This window comes from Aeromonas sp. 601039 (assembly GCF_049174415.1).
Taxonomy (GTDB): Bacteria; Pseudomonadota; Gammaproteobacteria; order Enterobacterales; family Aeromonadaceae; genus Aeromonas; species Aeromonas veronii_A.
Map to the genome: position 1 here is coordinate 12,846 of NZ_JAAKTL010000024.1, position 17,549 is coordinate 30,394.

At 59.2% G+C, this 17,549-nt stretch carries 17 protein-coding genes; 10 read left to right on the top strand and 7 right to left on the bottom strand.

All coding sequences use genetic code 11. The features are described from left to right. Positions 1–54 precede the first annotated feature (54 nt). Positions 55–435, bottom strand: coding sequence for an autonomous glycyl radical cofactor GrcA (gene grcA, locus G5195_RS16940; protein ID WP_005343856.1), 381 nt, complete (start codon positions 433–435; stop codon positions 55–57). 459 nt (positions 436–894) lie between these two features. Between grcA and G5195_RS16945 the strand changes: the two genes are divergently transcribed. The 3 genes from G5195_RS16945 to G5195_RS16955 all read left to right on the top strand — a co-directional run bounded on the left by G5195_RS16945 (position 895) and on the right by G5195_RS16955 (position 2,913). Further along, positions 895–1,542 carry a substrate-binding periplasmic protein gene (locus G5195_RS16945; protein ID WP_254204216.1) on the top strand — a complete coding sequence of 216 codons (648 nt, stop codon included), beginning with the start codon at positions 895–897 and terminating at the stop codon, positions 1,540–1,542. A gap of 69 nt (positions 1,543–1,611) precedes the next feature. Next, entirely contained in the window at positions 1,612–2,289 is a 678-nt protein-coding gene (ung, locus tag G5195_RS16950; RefSeq protein ID WP_266134094.1) for a uracil-DNA glycosylase, read from the top strand. A gap of 72 nt (positions 2,290–2,361) precedes the next feature. Continuing rightward, positions 2,362–2,913, top strand: a complete 552-nt coding sequence (locus G5195_RS16955; protein ID WP_216951846.1) for a hemerythrin domain-containing protein — start codon at positions 2,362–2,364, stop codon at positions 2,911–2,913. Positions 2,914–2,986: 73 nt separating this feature from the next. Here the strand turns inward: G5195_RS16955 and G5195_RS16960 are convergent, their stop codons facing one another. After that, positions 2,987–3,961, bottom strand: coding sequence for an ABC transporter substrate-binding protein (locus tag G5195_RS16960; protein ID WP_421223385.1), 975 nt, complete (start codon positions 3,959–3,961; stop codon positions 2,987–2,989). A gap of 446 nt (positions 3,962–4,407) precedes the next feature. Here G5195_RS16960 and nrdD point away from each other — a divergent pair, with 446 nt between their 5' ends. From nrdD to G5195_RS16980, 4 genes are all read left to right on the top strand, one after another. Next, positions 4,408–6,525 (top strand): anaerobic ribonucleoside-triphosphate reductase, encoded by a 2,118-nt coding sequence (gene nrdD / locus G5195_RS16965; RefSeq protein ID WP_421223383.1) that lies wholly within the window; start codon positions 4,408–4,410, stop codon positions 6,523–6,525. Positions 6,526–6,625: 100 nt separating this feature from the next. Then, positions 6,626–7,135, top strand: coding sequence for an anaerobic ribonucleoside-triphosphate reductase-activating protein (nrdG, locus tag G5195_RS16970; protein WP_164537487.1), 510 nt, complete (start codon positions 6,626–6,628; stop codon positions 7,133–7,135). Between the two features lie 64 nt (positions 7,136–7,199). Next, positions 7,200–7,370, top strand: coding sequence for a YqaE/Pmp3 family membrane protein (locus tag G5195_RS16975; RefSeq protein WP_005338440.1), 171 nt, complete (start codon positions 7,200–7,202; stop codon positions 7,368–7,370). A 169-nt stretch (positions 7,371–7,539) separates the two neighbouring features. After that, on the top strand, positions 7,540–7,932 hold the full coding sequence (locus G5195_RS16980) for a TonB family protein (RefSeq protein WP_108542479.1): 393 nt from the start codon (positions 7,540–7,542) through the stop codon (positions 7,930–7,932). Positions 7,933–7,988: 56 nt separating this feature from the next. Here G5195_RS16980 and G5195_RS16985 read toward each other — a convergent pair whose 3' ends face one another. The 5 genes from G5195_RS16985 to G5195_RS17005 form a co-directional block, all read right to left on the bottom strand. After that, positions 7,989–8,345 (bottom strand): MliC family protein, encoded by a 357-nt coding sequence (locus G5195_RS16985; RefSeq protein WP_201972991.1) that lies wholly within the window; start codon positions 8,343–8,345, stop codon positions 7,989–7,991. 146 nt (positions 8,346–8,491) lie between these two features. Continuing rightward, the gene (locus G5195_RS16990) at positions 8,492–9,256 is read right to left on the bottom strand and encodes a substrate-binding periplasmic protein (RefSeq protein ID WP_421236327.1); all 765 of its coding nucleotides are present in this window, start codon (positions 9,254–9,256) and stop codon (positions 8,492–8,494) included. A gap of 171 nt (positions 9,257–9,427) precedes the next feature. Next, positions 9,428–10,525, bottom strand: coding sequence for a DUF2955 domain-containing protein (locus tag G5195_RS16995; protein WP_421236328.1), 1,098 nt, complete (start codon positions 10,523–10,525; stop codon positions 9,428–9,430). Beyond that, entirely contained in the window at positions 10,515–11,570 is a 1,056-nt protein-coding gene (locus tag G5195_RS17000; RefSeq protein ID WP_421236329.1) for an HlyD family secretion protein, read from the bottom strand. Before G5195_RS17000 ends, G5195_RS16995 begins: the two co-directional genes overlap by 11 nt. Before the next feature lies 1 nt (position 11,571). Then, a complete protein-coding gene (locus G5195_RS17005) occupies positions 11,572–12,084 on the bottom strand; it encodes a MarR family transcriptional regulator (protein ID WP_421231281.1) in 513 nt (170 codons plus the stop codon). A gap of 987 nt (positions 12,085–13,071) precedes the next feature. Between G5195_RS17005 and G5195_RS17010 the strand changes: the two genes are divergently transcribed. The 3 genes from G5195_RS17010 to G5195_RS17020 are packed head-to-tail and all read left to right on the top strand — an operon-like array spanning position 13,072 to position 17,548. Continuing rightward, entirely contained in the window at positions 13,072–14,388 is a 1,317-nt protein-coding gene (locus G5195_RS17010; protein WP_421236330.1) for a 2-hydroxycarboxylate transporter family protein, read from the top strand. 23 nt (positions 14,389–14,411) lie between these two features. Continuing rightward, a complete protein-coding gene (locus tag G5195_RS17015) occupies positions 14,412–15,962 on the top strand; it encodes an NAD-dependent malic enzyme (protein WP_202000474.1) in 1,551 nt (516 codons plus the stop codon). Between the two features lie 17 nt (positions 15,963–15,979). Next, on the top strand, positions 15,980–17,548 hold the full coding sequence (locus tag G5195_RS17020; protein ID WP_204481211.1) for an ATP-binding protein: 1,569 nt from the start codon (positions 15,980–15,982) through the stop codon (positions 17,546–17,548). Position 17,549: the final 1 nt, after the last annotated feature.

The window sequence follows — 17,549 nt, forward strand, 5'->3', positions numbered from 1 at the left end:
GGCCGTTTTTTGTGCTGATACAGCAAGTATCAGCGGTTCACTGCAGGACGCTGATTACAGGCTCTGGGTGAAAGTACGGGTAACCACGTCACGCTGCTGTTCCGGGGTCAGGGCGTTGAAACGCACTGCGTAGCCAGATACGCGGATGGTCAGCTGCGGGTACTTCTCCGGATTCTCGATAGCATCTTCCAGGGTTTCGCGACGCAGCACGTTGACGTTCAGGTGCTGACCACCTTCAACAGCCGGTTCGGCCTGAACAGGCAGTTCGCGGTATTCGAACTGACCCAGGTCAGAGAGTGCGACTTCCTGATCGGCAGCAAAGGCATCGCCTTTGACACAGATGCAGCGAGCCTGTTGCTTCTCTTCGTCCAGCAGCCAGAAAGAGTTCAGCAGGGCGGTGTTGGCAGCCTGGGTGATTTGAATGCCTTTGATCATGGTATGACTCCTCAATGGGAACGCGAATCCAACTGTAAGGAAATTACCCTGATGTATTTAAGCTACCGTTAATTGCGGTGGCTTAAAGGGCCCTTGCCTTACACCTTTGCTTTGATGGGGTCATATATATCATGTTGGTAATATTACTAAAATTGATCCAGATCAATAAAAATCAATAAAGCGCCATTTGAATGGGATTAAATTCTTGAGTTGAATCAAAAATAGGTCATTTTTCTGATTTTGTAAGATATCAAAATTATGCATCTTTTATCTTTTTAATCTAGTAATTTAACTACATCTTTTTCGGCTTTTCTGTGGTGGATTGAGGAGTTGGCTACACTCAGCAGAAAGCAAGGAGAGTGTCGGGTGAATATCAGGTGGCGAATGTGGGGATGGTTGGCCCTGTTCTGTTGCTGGGCAATCACAGCTGTGGTCCGGGCCGAAACAGTACGCATAGCGGTGGGCGAATGGCCGCCTTATATCAGTGAGTCGCTGCCCAATCAGGGGTTTCTCTGTCAGGTGGTACGTGAGGCCTTTGCCGAGCAGGGGGTCGATGTCAGCTTTCATTTCTACCCCTGGTCTGAGGCATACAGCCTGACTCTTGAAGGGCGTTATATGATTACCATGCCCTGGTTTCGCTCTCGCGAGCGCGAGCAGCACTTCTATCTCTCTGCATCGCTGGGCAAATTTACGACCCGTCTGCTTGCACTTAATGGTTCGCCATTGGTCAGTTTGGGTGAGCTGAAAAACGAGCCTGTCGGGGTTACCCGTGGCTATTTTTATGGTGAAGGGTTTGCAGCAAGGCAATCCGAGCTGTCTCTTGAGTGGTCCGACTCCGATGAGGAGAGCATGGAGAAACTGCTCACCGGACGCATTCGTTATCTGGTCATGGATGAACAGGTGGCACAGGTTCTGTTTCAGCAGGTTCTCTCTCGTCATCCCCAAGCGGCAGCATTGAGTGGTGCCCCCGATCCCATCTGGTCCCAGCCGGGCTATCTGCTGATGCGCAAGGCCGATCCCGATGCCCGCCGCTTGATGTTGCTGTTTAACGCCGGTCTGCACAAACTGGAGCGCTCCGGTCGGCTCGCCAGGCTCTGGAAAGTGTGAGTCACGGTTGCGTCTTGCGGGCTGCCCCCCTATCCTGACTCCTTCGCCGTATCAAGTGAGGAGGCCGGGGTGCTGACCTGGAGTGATGTGATTGGCTCTGAAAAAGAGCAGGACTATTTCAAGTGTACGCTGGCGACCGTCAGGGCAGAGCGGGAAGCGGGCAAGGTGATCTACCCCCCCGCGGCCGATGTGTTCAATGCTTTCAAACTGACCGAACTGGATCAGGTCAAGGTGGTGATCCTGGGGCAGGATCCCTACCACGGCCCCAATCAGGCGCACGGGCTCTGCTTCTCCGTTCTGCCCGGCGTGCGTACGCCTCCCTCACTGGTCAACATCTATAAGGAGATGCAGCGGGATCTGCCTGGTTTCGTCACACCCAATCACGGTTTTCTGGAGTCCTGGGCCAGACAGGGGGTTCTGCTGCTCAACACAGTGCTGACAGTGCAGGCCGGTCAGGCACACTCTCATGCCCATCTGGGGTGGGAAACCTTCACCGATCGGGTCATTGAGCAGATCAATGCCAGTTGTCAGGGGGTGGTATTTCTGTTGTGGGGCTCCCATGCCCAGAAGAAAGGGCGTTTTATCGACCGGCAACGCCACCACGTGTTGACGGCACCCCATCCCAGCCCCCTTTCTGCCCACCGTGGTTTTATCGGTTGCGGCCACTTTTCCGAGACCAACCGCCTGCTGGAATTGCAGGGTAAAAGCCCGATCGAATGGCAATCTGTCTGCCAACCACTTGATTGAGTGCAAAGTTCGGGCGACAAATGACCGTATACTCAGGAAAGTAACATTTTATTTCAGCGCCAAGGAGTGCCCATGTTATCGAGTCTGCACAAGGATCACCTCAATATCGCCCGACTGCTGGATCTGCTGAAGCAGAAGCTGGCCGCCATTCGTGCCGAGCAACCCATCAGCTATTTTCTGGTGCGCGATGTCATCGATTATCTGCGGGAGGTCTCTGACAAGTATCACCACCCCAAGGAAGATCTTGTCTATGACTACTACCTGAAATACCGGGTGGTGGAGGGGGATGTCGCGAACCGCTTGCATGAAGAGCATCTCAAGTTGCTGGAGGCAGGGACCGAGCTCAAGGAGATGGTGGAGATGATCCTGATGGATGCGGTGATCCCGCTCGATCAGTTCACCGCCAAGCTGGAGCGCTTCGTGGAGCTGCAAGAGGCACACATGAACTACGAAGAGGGGGTGATCTTCCCCCATCTGCGTGACTCCCTGACCGAGGATGACTGGCGTCATCTGGAGCAAAACTGGCAGAACCGAGCTATCGGTGATCCTCTGTTTGGTGCCGAGATCAGCCAGCACTTCCAGGCGCTTGCCAAGCGCCTCTCCCTGCCTTTTGCTGCCAGCTGACTCACGCGGCTTTCGGTCATCAGTCATCTGACTGTGCAGGTGTTACCCGGCCAATGTGCCGGGTTACTTATTGTTACTCACGCCACATGATCTTGTTGTGCCATTTGTCGGGCACAGTGAGCTGCCAGCGGGCCAGCTCGCTCTTGCTGAAGACATATTCGCCGCGCAGGGCCGCTCGCGGGGAGATAGTACGGGGCAGGGTGCCCGCCAGTATGGTGTTGATAAGGGACGCTGCCTGCAACCCCTGATCGTGGCCGTCCAGTACCAGCCCGCCGATGGCCATCCCCTTGCCGACGGCAAACTCCCAGAAACAGAAGAGAGGAACCGGTGTGTTGGCGCTGGTCCACTCCAGCACAGTCTGTTCGCTCACATGCTTGCCATTATCGTCGACCAGCGTGTGGTAGAGGCCGAGGAAGATTGCCTGATAGCCATTCTTCTTGGCGTTGAGCACCGCCTCCTGCCAGAGGCTGTAGTCGCCCATCAGCTGGCTGTTGACCCGGGTCTGGCCGACTCGCAATTCGGTCTGGGTCTTGAATTCATCCTCGATAGCGGTGAGGGCCACATTGCTGGAATCAAACAGTACCAGCGCCTTGTCGAGCCCCCCCATCATCTGGCTTATTTCGCTGATGTTGCGCTTGAGCAGGGGGCGTTCCAGCACCCCGGTGATCTTGGGGTGGCCGACAAAGCCCTTGAGGCGGGGGTTTTCGTTCATGCCGAGAAAGACTACGGGAGTACCCAGCGAGGCGATCTCGTTGGCCAGATAGTTGATGGCATTGTCATCCCCCAGCACCACCAGATCCGGTTTGCTCTTGAGATAAAAAGCGATAGCTCGTTGAGCGATGTTGTCGAACGACTCCCGTGGATGGCGTTTGGTATCCATATAGAAGTGAGAGATCTTGTGCTCCCCCTGCAACCCTTTGCGCAAACCTTCGTTGTAGCTCTGGTCCCAAAGGTATTCGGGATGGTAGCTGCTGATCACCAGAATGTTTGCGGCCCAGAGCGGCAGGGAGAGGGTGGAGAGCAGTAGCAACAGCAGGGAGGTGCGCATGGGAAGGCCCCTGTCGAGTGATAGTGTATGCATGCTCAGTATGGGCAGTGTTTGCCGTTACTGTCATCTCGAAACCGGTATGGCAGGGCGCGATTTTTTTTTCGGTTGAGCGGATCGGACGCCAGCCCGCACTCTGCTTGGGATCGGGTTTTATTGAGTCTTTTTTTGGTTGGTCGTGAACTGTCCCGCTCGCTGAAAAACCTGTTCTGGATCAAGAAATGAGGCTGCGCTTTGGTGCCTAATAGACACCACATATAGGGACGCATTCGTTTTTAATCCCTATATGTTGTGTTATTAAGCTGTGTATAAGCTGTTCCCCTCCTATCTTCAGCCCAGGCTTGTCAAGCCTCGGCTGAATTTATTTGCGTCCAGGACGAGATGCCGGGAGGGGGGCCCAACAAGGGTGAGCCAGAGGCAAATGCCTGGCCTTTTAACGGGGAAAATCCATGAAACCGGTTGTGATCAAACGTGACGGATGTCGCGCACCATTCAATGCCCAGCTGATTCGCGATGCGGTCAGCCGTGCGGCGGAAGCGGTCAATCAGGCCAATCCGTCACTCGCCTCCCGCATTGCCAATGCAGTGAGTCAGGAGCTGGAAGGGCGTGGTGAAGTTGATATCCACGAGATCCAGAACCGGGTCGAAAACCACCTGATGGCTTCCGACGACAAGGCCATCGCCCGTGCCTATATCGAATATCGCCACGACAGGGATCAGGCTCGCGAGGCGCGCGGCCGGCTGGCACAGGAGATCCGTGGTCTGGTCGAGCAGACCAACGCCGCCCTGCTCAACGAGAATGCCAACAAAGACTCCAAGGTGATCCCGACCCAGCGCGACCTGCTGGCCGGTATCGTCGCCAAGCACTATGCTACCAGCCACATGCTGCCCCGTGATGTGGTTCAGGCTCATGAGAGCGGTGATCTGCACTTCCACGATCTCGATTACTCACCTTTCTTCCCGATGTTCAACTGCATGTTGATCGATCTGAAAGGGATGCTGACCCACGGCTTCAAGATGGGCAATGCGGAGATAGATACCCCGAAATCCATCAGCACCGCCACGGCCGTGACCGCCCAGATCATCGCCCAGGTGGCGAGCCACATCTATGGTGGCACCACCATCAACCGCATCGACGAAGTGCTTGCCCCCTATGTGACCATCAGCTGGCAGAAACACCGTGAAGTGGCCGAAGAGTGGGGCATTGCCGACGTGGAAGCCTACGCCATGGCCCGCACCGAGAAAGAGTGCTACGACGCCTTCCAGTCGCTGGAGTACGAAGTCAACACTCTGCACACCGCCAACGGTCAGACGCCGTTTGTCACCTTCGGCTTTGGTCTGGGGGACAGCTGGGAGTCGCGGATGATCCAGCGCGCCATCCTCAGCAACCGTATCGCAGGCCTTGGCAAGAACAAGAAGACCGCCGTGTTCCCGAAACTGGTGTTCGCCATCAAGGATGGCCTCAACCACAAGCAGGGCGATCCCAACTACGACATCAAGCAGTTGGCGCTGGAGTGTGCCTCCAAGCGGATGTATCCGGACATCCTCAACTACGACCAGGTGGTCAAGGTGACCGGCTCCTTCAAGACCCCCATGGGTTGCCGCTCCTTCCTCGGTGCCTACGAGGAGAATGGCGAGCTGATCCACGAAGGTCGCAACAACCTGGGGGTGGTGAGCCTCAACCTGCCGCGCATTGCCCTGAAATCCCGTGACGAAGCGGACTTCTGGGATCGTCTGGATGCCTCTCTGAGGGTCGCCAAGAAGGCGCTGATGTACCGCATCTCCCGTCTGGACGGGGTGAAAGCGCGGGTTGCTCCGATCCTCTATATGGAAGGGGCTTGCGGTGTGCGGCTGAAGGCGGACGACAACGTCAGCGAGATCTTCAAGAACGGTCGCGCCTCCATTTCCCTCGGGTATATCGGGGTACACGAGACCATCAACGCCCTGTTTGGTGACAAGGTGCACCTGTTTGACAGCGCCGAGCTGCAACAGAAGGCCATCGCCATCATCGCCCGTCTCAGGGCAGCCATTGACGAGTGGAAAGAGGAGACTGGCTACGGCTTCAGCCTCTACTCCACCCCGAGCGAGAACCTTTGCACCCGTTTCTGCCGCATCGACGCCAAAGAGTTTGGCGTGGTATCCGGTGTGACCGACAAGGGTTACTACACCAACAGCTTCCACCTCGATGTGGAAAAGCAGGTCAACCCGTACGACAAGCTGGACTTCGAGGCGCCCTATCCGCCCATCGCCAGCGGCGGCTTCATCTGCTACGGCGAGTACCCCAATATCCAGCACAATCTGGAAGCGCTCGAAAACGTCTGGGATTACAGCTATGACAAGGTGCCCTACTACGGTACCAACACTCCCATCGACGAGTGCTACGACTGCGGCTTCACCGGCGAGTTCGAGTGCACCTCCAAGGGCTTCACCTGCCCGCGCTGCGGCAACCACGACCCGGCCAAGGTGTCGGTGACCCGCCGTGTCTGCGGCTACCTCGGCAGCCCGGATGCGCGCCCCTTCAATGCGGGCAAGCAGGAAGAGGTGAAGCGCCGCGTCAAACATATGTAAGCGCACAGGCGATGAAGAGCTGGCCCCTGACTCAAGGGGCCATTTTCATTGGAGGGCGGCAACCATGCCGCTGTCCCGTGAACGAGGCAGGAAACAAACGATGCACTACCACCAATACTACCCGGTTGATGTGATTAACGGCCCCGGCACCCGTGCCACTCTGTTTGTCTCGGGCTGCGAGCACCAGTGCCCGGGTTGCTACAACCAGAGCACCTGGCGGCTCGATGGCGGCAAGCCGTTCGATGAGGCGATGAGCGATCGCGTCATTGCGGATCTCAACGACAGCCGCATCAAACGGCGAGGTCTGTCGCTTTCCGGCGGCGATCCGCTCCACCCTGCCAACGTGCCCCACGTGCTGGCGCTGGTGAAACGGGTGCGCGCCGAGTGTCCGGGCAAGGATATCTGGTGCTGGACCGGCTACCGGCTCGGCGAGCTGTCAGAGGCCCAGCGCGAGCTGGTGGCCTTGCTGGATGTGCTGGTGGATGGCAAGTTTGAAAAGGCGTTGGCAGACCCCGGCCTGCTCTGGCGTGGCAGCAGCAATCAGCAGATCCACGACCTCAACGCCTGGCGTGATGCGGGTGAGCGAATTCCCTGTCTGGTTTGCAGTTGAAGTCCGGGATGTTTATGGTTAGCCCATTCCAATCCTGACTACATTTTTGAAAAGGAGAGCCGAGATGAACAATCTGCTCAAGATCCTGTTGGCCATTTTCCTGCCCCCGGTGTGCGCGTTTATCCAGGTGGGCTTTAGCCTGCACTTTTTAATCAACATTGTGCTGACCCTGATGGGCGGTCTGCCGGGCATGGTGCATGCGCTCTGGCTGGTGGTGAGCGACAAGCGCGGCTGATTGGCTGGTTAATGAGTTTATTGATGATAAAAGGGCCAACCTCTCGGGGTTGGCCCTTTTGTTCATGTTCATACGAATACTTTTTCGTTAGGATGGGTCACTGACCAAGGGGCGCATTGAGCGTCCCGCAGTCCGGCAACAAGCACCGGCAAAGAACAAGGAGCGTTACATGAAGTGGAAAGTCGCAGTATGGTCAGGTCTGGCAGTGACACTGTTGCTGGGGTGCTCATCCCGTCAGGAGGTAGCGCACGAGCGCGCTCCGATCGCTATCTCTCTCGAGCAGTTGTCCAGCTACTGGGTTCAGGAGAAGCAGTGGTCATGGCTTGGTAATGACGAGCCAGCCCTGCCAGCCAAACCGGTCAAGGGGTATGTGGAAGTTCGCTATCAAATCGACGCCAGCGGCACGCCGGTCAAGCCGGAAGTGGTAGCGGCCGAGCCCCCCGGCGAGCTGGAGCAGAGTGCGCTGGCGACCCTCTCGCGGATCCGCTACAGCCCTGCAGAGGGCAACCCGGATGCCATTCCGGTCGAGGTGACCAACCGCTTCGAGATCGAGATCAACTGATCCCCCATCACTCTGATGCCAGAGAAAGAGAGACCCCGGCCAGGCCGGGGTCACGTTTATTGCTGTTTGCAGTCGTTGTAGGCGGTCTGCCACTCGCCATCCTGATCCCGAAGCTCGACAAAGCCCTCATCTCCCTTGTTCCACCAGACGGCCTCATGTTCGTCCGTATAGCGGGCGCCGGAGGCCGAAATGGCCTGGGGCAGGGTGTAATCCTTGCCGTTCGGCAGTGATAGCTTGATAAAGTTGAGGCTCTCGTCTGAGAGGGAGAAGTAGCGCACCTGCACCTTCTTGCCCTGCTCGCACTGGTAACTGACCGGTTCGCCACCAGTGACTGAGAGGGTATTGCCCTGATTGCAGCCAGCGAGCAGGCCGAGGGCCAGCGCACCAGCGGCCATCATATGTGCTTTATTCATGATTACAGCTCCATTGGTGTCATACGGGCGTGAGCCTAACAGGTTGCCGTGATTGTGCAATCAGCGGGGCCATTCGGTGCGTCGCTGGCTGTCCGGCATACCGCGCGAGTATGAGGGGGATGCCGCTATCAGCAAGGTAGTGTCAATCAGTGCAGGCCAAGTCTGGTTTCAAACTGGCGGATCAGCGTCTCATAGGTGCCGTTGTTCTTGATCTTCTGCAATCCCTGCTCGAACTGCTTGGCCAGCGCTTCCCCTTGCGGTGTGTTGCGGGAGAAGGCGAGCCAGAAGCCATCGGTGGAGATCTTGCCAACCTTGACCACCTTGCCGGTCAGCTGCTTCTGCTGGATCTTGAGGTAGCCCGGCATACCGTTCATCAGGATGTAGTCGACCCGGCCACGTACCAGCATCTCGAGGATCTGGGCATCGGATTTGGCCTGAAAGCGGGTGATCCTGGGGTTCTCCATAAAATCGGTGGGGTAGGTGTAACCCAGGGTGATGCCCACCCGCTTGCCCTCCAGCGAGGTAAGCTTGAGATCCCGTTGCGGGTCGCTGGCAAGAGCGAAGATGGCAAGATCCTCCTCGAACATGGGGGTATCGTGCCAATGGTACTGGTAGCGGTTCTCTTCGGTGATGGTAGCGTTGAAGCACCCCGCAAGTTTGCCGCTTTTTGCATCGTGCATGCAGCGGGCGAAGGGGAGGGTGCGAAAGACAATCTCGATCCCTTCGGCGGCGAACACCGCCTTGACCAGCTCAGGCGCCAGTCCGTGGGGCTGGTCATCCTCATTGTCCTTGTCGCGCTCGCAGTAGGGGGCCCAGTCATCTTCGGCACCAATGACAAGCGGGGTGGCCCCGAGCGGGCTGGTAGCCAACAGCATCAGACAAACCAGCCATTTTTTTAACAACGGAACCATAGGTACACCTCATCGACAGCAGCCTTACAAGCATAGCCACACTTCTGCGCTGACTTGTAGTTGCAGGAGTATTGGTGAGGGAGGTAAACGAGGGCGAGAAAAAAGCCCCGGCAGGCGACGGGGCGAAAGAGAGCTCATCCATGGGCTGACAACAGTGTTTACAACAGGAGATCAATAACCGAAGCGGGTTGCCTCGAAGCGGTTGAGCAACCGGTGGACGAGGTAGCAGGCTAGCAGGGTGACCACGATGGCAAACAGGATGCTGCTCACCCGGTAGAGGGCGCTGAACACCAGATCGTTGCCCGGGGTGAGGTACTGGCCAAACAGGATGCCGAGGGTGGTGAGGGCGCCAAAGCCGACCCCGGAGCCGCCTGCCTCCTTGACATGGGCATGGCTGAACAGCATGGCACCGAGCCACAGCAGCGGGGCGACCAGCAGCAGTTGCCCTGACCAGTCATAGAGCAGCAGCTGGCCGAGCAAGCCGAAGGTGACCCCCAGCAAGGTACCCATCGCCCGTTTGCGGGCATAACTCAGCGCACCGTTCCAGTGCATGGGGAACAGCACCAGCAAGGTCGTGGCTTGGGCAGACATGGAGTCGCGCAGGTCAAACACCTGAAATACCAGAAACGACAGGGTGGCCACAGTGGCACCCAGCAGGGCTTCATGGCGCATCCGGTGCGGCGCCTTGGGAGCCGAGGCGGGCTTGGGTCTGGCCTCCACATCCGGGATCAGCATGGTCATCAGGTAAGCGATCAGCACCGACAGCACGCTCGCCCAGATATTGTTGAGGATCAGGTCGTTGAGGTCGGTCTGCGGATAGCTGGCAAAGTGCAGCATGATGCTGAGGCTCAGCACCCCGTTGGCCCCGAACAGAAACAGGCTGCCCCGCGACATGGCGGCGAAACGGTAGAGAAACAGCAGAAAGGCGATAGGGGTCATCAGCGCCGGATGGCTGCCAAACAGTCCCCCCAGCAGCCCGACCTCCACCCCACAGACCACCGCCGCCGTGATCAGCTGGCGTGCGGCATGGCCATTCATCACCGGCACCATTCCCAGCAGCAGCACCGGCGTGACCGTATAGAAGACCCCGTAATTCCAGCCAAACAGCTTGCAGAGCAGAAAGCCCGTGGTGCAGCCAAAGGCGATGCGCAGGCACTGGCGCAGCTCGTTGCCGGTGAGGGGCCGATACCAGAGGTGAGTGGCAGCACCACCGGCGGGGTGGGCTGGGGCAGTATTGGCCGACGGGTGAGTTGCGTGGTTAGTAGACATAATGGAGCAGGCTGAGCAGGTGGATCTGGCCCCGTGCCAGCATGGCAGTCAGGGCATTGTCCGGCAGCAGTTGCACCGTGGCCCGCGCCCCGGCTGGCAGATGATCGGGGAGCTGGTCCAGCTCAAAGTGCAGCCGCATCCGCTGGGCATCCCGTACCCAGCGATCAGACTCCACCGGCGCGGCCAGTCGACCATTGGCATCAAACTGACCGGCACTCACTCCGGCATCCAGACTGCTTACCCGGGCAGGATAGAGCTGACCCGGCTCGCCATCGAAGGCGACCAATGCGCGGGTTTGCTCGCCGACATGGCGCAGGCTCTTCTCCCGAAAATCGGCTATGACATCGACCTGTTCCGACACCAGCGCCAGCAGCGGGCTGCCCGCGCTGGCGATACTGCCCGGCTTGAGCTGCAGGTTGGTGATGGTGCCATCCTGATCCGCGTGGACCCGGCTGTAAGAGAGGGCCAGCTGCGCTTGCGCCAGCTTGTTGCGGGCCTGGCGCAGCAACAGATTGTCCTCACCTGTTACGCCACGACTGGCCTTTATCTGGGCCAGTTTGGCCTGACTGGCGCGCAGGTTGGCCTGGGCGCTGCGCAGGGCGCTGTCAGCTTCATCTTTTTGTTGCAGCGAAACCATGTGACGTTGGTACAGCGCATCGATCCGCTCAGCCTCGCGCCACTTCTGGCTGGCCAGGGTCTCCTTGGCGTTGATCTCGGCAACGGCGGCGGTCAGGGCCGCATCCAGTTCACTGTTCTGCTGCTCTGCCTGCGCCAGCGCAAGGCGGGCCTGCTCCACCGCCAGTTCAAAAGGGGCCGGATCCAGCCTGAACAGCAGATCCCCCTTCTTGACCTGCTGGTTGTTGTGAACGGCGACCTCGATCACCTTGCCGCTCACCTGGGGGGCCAGCTTGGTGACCACCCGGGTCGCCATCGCCTGAGGGGTGAGGGGCATCAGCAGGTCGGCTATCAGAAAATAGGCAAACAATGTGGCAAAGCCAGCCATGGACCATTTGATCCAGCGGGTAAATTGTTGATCCGGAGTCATCTTATTCTCTCTCTGTGTCGGTCTCGGGAGGGCTTGTATCGCCTCCGGCTTGTCGGTCGTGGTGTTGTTCAATTTTGCTGAGGGCGTTGGCCGAGATCCGCTGCACCGTGGCTTCAAACAGCTGCAGGGTCTGCTCGTCGATGCCCCCCAGCAGCTCGCGGCGGATATTCATGATGCGGTCGGCGATCTGATCGAGCAGGGTCTGGCCAGCCGGGGTCACGCAGACGATGCGGGCCCGCTTGTCCTGCCTGCAACAGTGGCGCTCAATAAGTCCCTGCTCTTCCAGCTGGCCCAGGGTGCGCATCAGGGAGGGGAGCTCTATCTCGAGGGCTTCGGCCAGGGTCTTCTGGCTGACATGGTTCCCCATGCGGGAGAGCTTCCACAGCGCGGTCCAGCGGGGATGGGTGAGGCCAAGGGGGGCCAGCTCCAGATCGGCGGCAGTGCGCCATAGCCGGTGCATCCGCGCTATCTGCTCGGCGAGCGACAGCTCGCGCAACCTTTCCAGATCCGTCATCTTCTCATCCTCAATCTACTTAGCCTGCTAACTATCATACTTGTTTAGCAGGCTAAGTAAATAGTGTGATGCGGATCATGTTTCTGGTCGGATCTTTCGCTGGTGCGAGTTAGCAGCATTCGAGCCCCTGATATTATTTTCGGGGCTGATCCACTCGAGGCTCTCTTGCCGATTCGGATATTACGCCGTGAATGGAGGATATCCGGTGGTTATTTTCATGAAATTTTCAGCTTCAGCGAGCAGCTCTTTTTTTATCCGCTAATATTGATGGGGTTATAAAACAAGGGGGAAACGGGTTGTGGATGGATATGACAGTGGATGTGTGTATCTGGCAATTGAAGCGCTGTTGAGTGATGGGGAATATGGTGCAGAGTCACACCATGGCGTGAATCGGGAAGGCGCTATCAGAAGTACCGATATCAGTCATGATTTTGACCCCGCCAATATTCCATTGCTGTTGGCAGAATAGACCTGACCGTGTGTGATCCTTGTGAGTTCAAGCCAGTGCTCTGGTATTCGCTGGCTTGACTCATCACTATTTCAATCTCCCCTTTTTGCATCTTTCTCCTCACCCTTTTTCATCGTGCGTGCTTCCTGCACGCCGACTCAAACCCTGATGTGGCACGTCGTGGCACTCGCGTCATGGTGATGACATGGCCCGCTGATTATCACTCAGAGGAGCTGTGACGATAAATGGTCGCAGAGCTTGTCATCTGGCTCTGTTATTTCCCCTAAGGGGGAGAGATCATCGCATCGTTATTACTGCTGATCACCCAAATATCCATCATTGGGTTCGCTCGTTTTATCGCCCTATTTCCTGGTCGAGCAGGGCATCGATGGTCTGGTGTTCTATTGTGCAGCACGCGTTGGCGACACCATGATGTTTAAGTTTTTAATGTTTTTATATGGCTTTGCAATCTGGCTAACCGACAGGGGCGAGGGGGATCAATAAAGTAGCGGCCACAATCACACGCAGAGTACATAACAATGAAAAACCTCTCCCCCCTACAAACCACACAAGAAAAGGCCGCCTTTATGGGCGGCCAACAAATTGCGGGTATGCCGCTCTTTATATTTCTGGGGTTGGCGACCTGTGTTCTCTTTTCCGGCTGGAATGGCTCGCTGCCGCTGGGCATGGTCGGTGCGCTGGCGCTGATGTTCGTGCTGGGCACCCTGCTGACCGAGCTGGGGGAGCGGATCATGCCGATCCGTGAATATCTGGGGGGCGGCACCATCCTCGCCATCTTTGGCGGCGCCGCCCTGTTCGAATACCAGCTGCTGCCGGTGCAGGCGGGGCAGGTCATCACCAACTTCATGAAGGAGGGAGGCTTTCTCAACTTCTTTATCGCCAGTCTGGTGACCGGTTCTGTGTTCGGTATGAGCGGCGCTTTGCTGAAAAATGCCGCCATGCGCTACCTGCCGGTCATTCTTGGCGGCGTGACGCTGGCACTGCTGAGCGTGGGGCTGGTCGGTTCCCTGATGGGGTATGGCTTCAAGAATGCGGTGCTGCTGATCGGCCTGCCGATCATGGGCGGTGGCATGGGCGCCGGTGCGGTGCCGTTGGTGGAGATCCTCTCCGGCCCGATGCAGATGTCCAGTGCGGACCTATTGTCACGCATGGTACCGGCGGTGGTGATCGCCAATACCCTGGCCATTCTGGTGGGCTCCCTGCTGGCGCGGCTCGGTCGCCGTTATCCCTCCCTGACCGGCAACGGCAAGCTGATGGTTAAAGAGAGTAGCCAGAGCATTGCCGATGAGCAGGCCGAAGCGCCGACCCTGCAGAGTCTGGGTATGGGGCTTTTTATCAGCTCCAGCATGTTTGTGCTGGGTTCCCTGCTTGGCAACTTTATCCCCATGCACCCCTTCGCCCTGATGATTTTGGCCGTCGCCTTTATCAAGGTGAGCGGCCTGCTGCCGCGCCGTTATGAGCAGGCGGCGGCCGACTGGTATCAGTTTGTGGTGGGCAACCTCACTCCCTCCCTGCTGGTGGGGATCGGCGTCGCCTATACCAGTATTCCGGAGCTTATCAGCGCCTTCTCCATCAGCTACTTCGTGCTGGTCATGGTCACCGTGATCGGTGGCGCCCTCGGCGCGGCGCTGGTGGGCCGGATGATCGGTTTCTATCCCATCGAGGCGGCCATCACCGGCGGACTTTGTATGGCCAACATGGGCGGCACCGGCGACGTAGCCGTGCTCTCGGCGGCCCAGCGGATGAAGTTGATGCCCTTTGCCCAGATCTCCTCTCGCCTTGGCGGCGCCGTGATGCTGATCTTGGCCACCGCCCTTATCTCCCTGCTCGCCTGATACCGGATTGAGGAACAAACAAAATGAACGACATCATGATGGGCACCAGCCTGCCCTATGCCGAGCGCAAGCGTCAGGGCGTGCGGGGCCGCATGCCGCATAAGGAGGAGTCCCTCTCCCAGCAGCGGCGCCGGATCTACCGATTGGTCAGCGCCATGCAGAGTCCGTTTGACCAGCATCTGCTGCTGCGCCAGCTGCAGGAGGACAACCCTGTGCTGTTCTACGATCTGGTGCGCCACCACCTGCCGGAGCTGCTGCCAATCATCTACACCCCGGTGGTGGGGGAGGCGTGCCAGCGCCACAGCGATCTCTATCTGCGCAGCCACGGCCTCTACCTCTCCTGGCATGACAGGGACGATCTCGACGACATCCTCGAGTCGGTAGAGCAGGAGGTGGATGTGATCGTCATCTCCGACGGCGAGCGGGTGCTGGGGCTTGGCGATCTCGGTATCGGCGGCATGGGGATCTGTATCGGCAAGCTGGCGCTCTACTCCGCCGCTGGTGGTATCAACCCGGCCCGTACCCTGCCGCTCTGTGTCGATGTGGGCACCAACAATCCCGAGCTGCTGGAGGATGACTCCTACCTCGGCTGGCAATCCCCGCGCATTGACGGTGAGAGCTATTACCACTTCATGGACAAGGTGGTGGCCGCCATTCGCAAGCGCTGGCCGCAGGTGGTGCTGCAGTTTGAAGACTTTGCCGGCAAGCATGCCGCCAACCTGCTGACCCGTTATCGGGACGAGCTCTGCATGTTCAACGACGATATTCAGGGCACGGCGGCGGTCGCCTCCGCCTGCGTGCTGGCCGGGTTGCAACAGGCGGGGACCGCCCTGTGCGATGCCCCGGTGCTGATCGTCGGGGCGGGTTCTGCCGGTTGCGGCATCGCCGCCATGTTGGCCCAGCTTGCGGGGAGCCACGATGGCGTCTGGCTGTTTGATCAGGACGGGGTGGTCTGCGCCGATCGTCCCAACCTGACTCGCGCCCAACAGCCGTTTGCCCGCGCCGTTGAGGAGGGGAACAGTTCGCTGCTGGAGACCATCCGCCAGGTGCGTCCGGCGGTCTTGATTGGCGTGAGCGGGCAGGGTGGCCTCTTTACCCGCGAGGTGTTGCAGGCGATGGGGGAGGTGTGCGATCAGCCGGTGATCCTGCCACTCTCCAACCCGACCCGCAGTGCCGAGGCGACCCCCGAGCAGGTGTGGGCCGCCACAGATGGCCGCGCCCTGCTGGCCACCGGCAGCCCCTTTGCGCCGGTAACGGTGGCCGGCGAGCGGCGGGTAGTCTCCCAGTGCAACAACGTCTATGTCTTCCCGGGGATTGGTCTCGGGGCCTGCGCGGTCAAGGCGCGCCGCATCAGCGATGGCATGTTGCTGGCTGCGGTGCGGGCAGTCGGCGCCTATCCGCTGGTGGCGGGTCGGCTGCTACCCCCCATCGAACAGGTGGGAGAGGTGGCCCGCGCCGTCGCCAGAGCGGTGGCGCTCTGCGCCCGCGAGGAAGGATTGGCCGATTTTGTCGGCGATCCGGCTCCTTTGATTGACCAGACCTGGTGGCATCCGCACTATTGGGCTGCGTCCTGACGTTTTAAGGTATGTGCATGAAACTTCGCCACCAGTTGGTCACCCTTTCTCTCGGGCTCTCCCTGCTGCTGATCCTCATTCTGGGCAGTCTGCTGGCCCTCTTTATCCGCCATCTGCTGGAGAGCAATCTGCAGGATAAGGGGAGCGATCTGGCACGGGTGATGGCGGCGGACACCCGGGTGGTCGAGGCCCTGCGTCAGGGCCGTGACCCTACCCTGCGCGACTATGTGGAGGCGGTCTGCAACCGCACCGACGCCACCTATATGGTGGTAACCGACGAGCATGGTCGCCGCCTCAGCCACCCCAACCCCGAGCTGGTGGGGCAGAAGTTTCGCGGCGAGGATATCTGGCCCGCGCTGCAGGAGCGGCGCAGCTACTGCTCCAAGGATCGGGGCACCATGGGGCCGGCGATCCGCTGCTTCTCCCCGGTGGTGGGCGGTGACGGGCGCGTCATGGGGGCCGTGGTGGTGGGCTATCTGATGCAGCAGGTGGAGGGCATCTATATGGAGCGGGTAGCCCTGCTCATCAGCGCCATCGTTGCGGTGCTGGGGTGCGGCCTGCTGCTGGCACTCTGGGTGCAATACCTGCTGCGCAAGACTCTGCTCGATCTGGAGCCGGAGGCAATCGTGCGCCGTTTCACCCTGCAGGATCTGGTGCTTGAGCACATCACCGAAGGGGTCATCGCCCTTGATGGTCGCGGCAACATCAACATGATCAACAGCACCGCCAGCTATCAGCTGCGGCTGCCGGTTACCGGGCGCCACGCCCTGCAGGGACAGTCGCTGGCGGAGCTGGTGCCGCCCCTTGCCCCCTGTCTGGAGCAGGAGGGTGGGGAAGTGAGCTTCACCATTCAGGGGGAGTCCTTCGTTGGCCGCTGGCAGGCGGTGCAGGGCAAGGCGCCGGGGCGGCTGCTGATCTTCAGCCGTCCGGAGGTGGCCGCCAGTCTGGGGGTGCAGGTGACCCACCTGCGCCAGTATGCCGAGATGTTGCGGATGCAGAGCCACGAGTTTGCCAACAAGCTGAGCAGCCTCTCCGGCCTGTTGCAGCTGGGCCATGTGGATCAGGCGGTGGAGCTGATCCAGCAGGAGAACGAAGCGTGCCAGACCATGCTGCAGGAGCTGCTGCGGCTGATCGACAACAAGCCGGTGGCGGGGCTGATTCTCGGCAAGTTCAGCCGGGCTCGCGAGCTGGGGGTGACCCTGGAACTCGATCCCGATTCGGCGCTGGCGGAGTATCCGGCCTCGGTCTCGGCCGATCTCATTACCCTCATTGGCAACCTGCTGGACAACGGCCTGCAGGCGGCCTGGCGCAACCGCCAGCAGCGGCCGCCGCGGGTGCTGCTGTCCCTGTGCGATGTGGGGCGGCGACTGGTGATCGAAGTGGAGGATAGCGGTGAGGGGGTCGACGAGGAGCTGGCCGATCACCTGTTCGATTACGGGGTGAGTCGCCAGAGCGGCGATCACGGGGTGGGTCTGTTCCTGGTCAAGGAGACCGTGGGTCGGCACGAGGGTGTGATAGAATGGCGGCGAACCGCCGAGCAGACCACCCTGTTTGGTATCTATTTGAATAAAAACCAATTAATGTGAA

What these genes read in the sequence shown, in the direction of transcription:
- grcA (WP_005343856.1), bottom strand. Translation starts at nt 435, where the DNA reads ATGATCAAAGGCATTCAAATCACCCAGGCTGCCAACACCGCCCTGCTG.
- G5195_RS16955 (WP_216951846.1), top strand. Translation starts at nt 2,362, where the DNA reads ATGTTATCGAGTCTGCACAAGGATCACCTCAATATCGCCCGACTGCTG.
- G5195_RS16960 (WP_421223385.1), bottom strand. Translation starts at nt 3,961, where the DNA reads ATGCGCACCTCCCTGCTGTTGCTACTGCTCTCCACCCTCTCCCTGCCG.
- nrdD (WP_421223383.1), top strand. Translation starts at nt 4,408, where the DNA reads ATGAAACCGGTTGTGATCAAACGTGACGGATGTCGCGCACCATTCAAT.
- nrdG (WP_164537487.1), top strand. Translation starts at nt 6,626, where the DNA reads ATGCACTACCACCAATACTACCCGGTTGATGTGATTAACGGCCCCGGC.
- G5195_RS16975 (WP_005338440.1), top strand. Translation starts at nt 7,200, where the DNA reads ATGAACAATCTGCTCAAGATCCTGTTGGCCATTTTCCTGCCCCCGGTG.
- G5195_RS16980 (WP_108542479.1), top strand. Translation starts at nt 7,540, where the DNA reads ATGAAGTGGAAAGTCGCAGTATGGTCAGGTCTGGCAGTGACACTGTTG.
- G5195_RS16985 (WP_201972991.1), bottom strand. Translation starts at nt 8,345, where the DNA reads ATGAATAAAGCACATATGATGGCCGCTGGTGCGCTGGCCCTCGGCCTG.
- G5195_RS16990 (WP_421236327.1), bottom strand. Translation starts at nt 9,256, where the DNA reads ATGGTTCCGTTGTTAAAAAAATGGCTGGTTTGTCTGATGCTGTTGGCT.
- G5195_RS16995 (WP_421236328.1), bottom strand. Translation starts at nt 10,525, where the DNA reads ATGTCTACTAACCACGCAACTCACCCGTCGGCCAATACTGCCCCAGCC.
- G5195_RS17000 (WP_421236329.1), bottom strand. Translation starts at nt 11,570, where the DNA reads ATGACTCCGGATCAACAATTTACCCGCTGGATCAAATGGTCCATGGCT.
- G5195_RS17005 (WP_421231281.1), bottom strand. Translation starts at nt 12,084, where the DNA reads ATGACGGATCTGGAAAGGTTGCGCGAGCTGTCGCTCGCCGAGCAGATA.
- G5195_RS17010 (WP_421236330.1), top strand. Translation starts at nt 13,072, where the DNA reads ATGAAAAACCTCTCCCCCCTACAAACCACACAAGAAAAGGCCGCCTTT.
- G5195_RS17015 (WP_202000474.1), top strand. Translation starts at nt 14,412, where the DNA reads ATGAACGACATCATGATGGGCACCAGCCTGCCCTATGCCGAGCGCAAG.
- G5195_RS17020 (WP_204481211.1), top strand. Translation starts at nt 15,980, where the DNA reads ATGAAACTTCGCCACCAGTTGGTCACCCTTTCTCTCGGGCTCTCCCTG.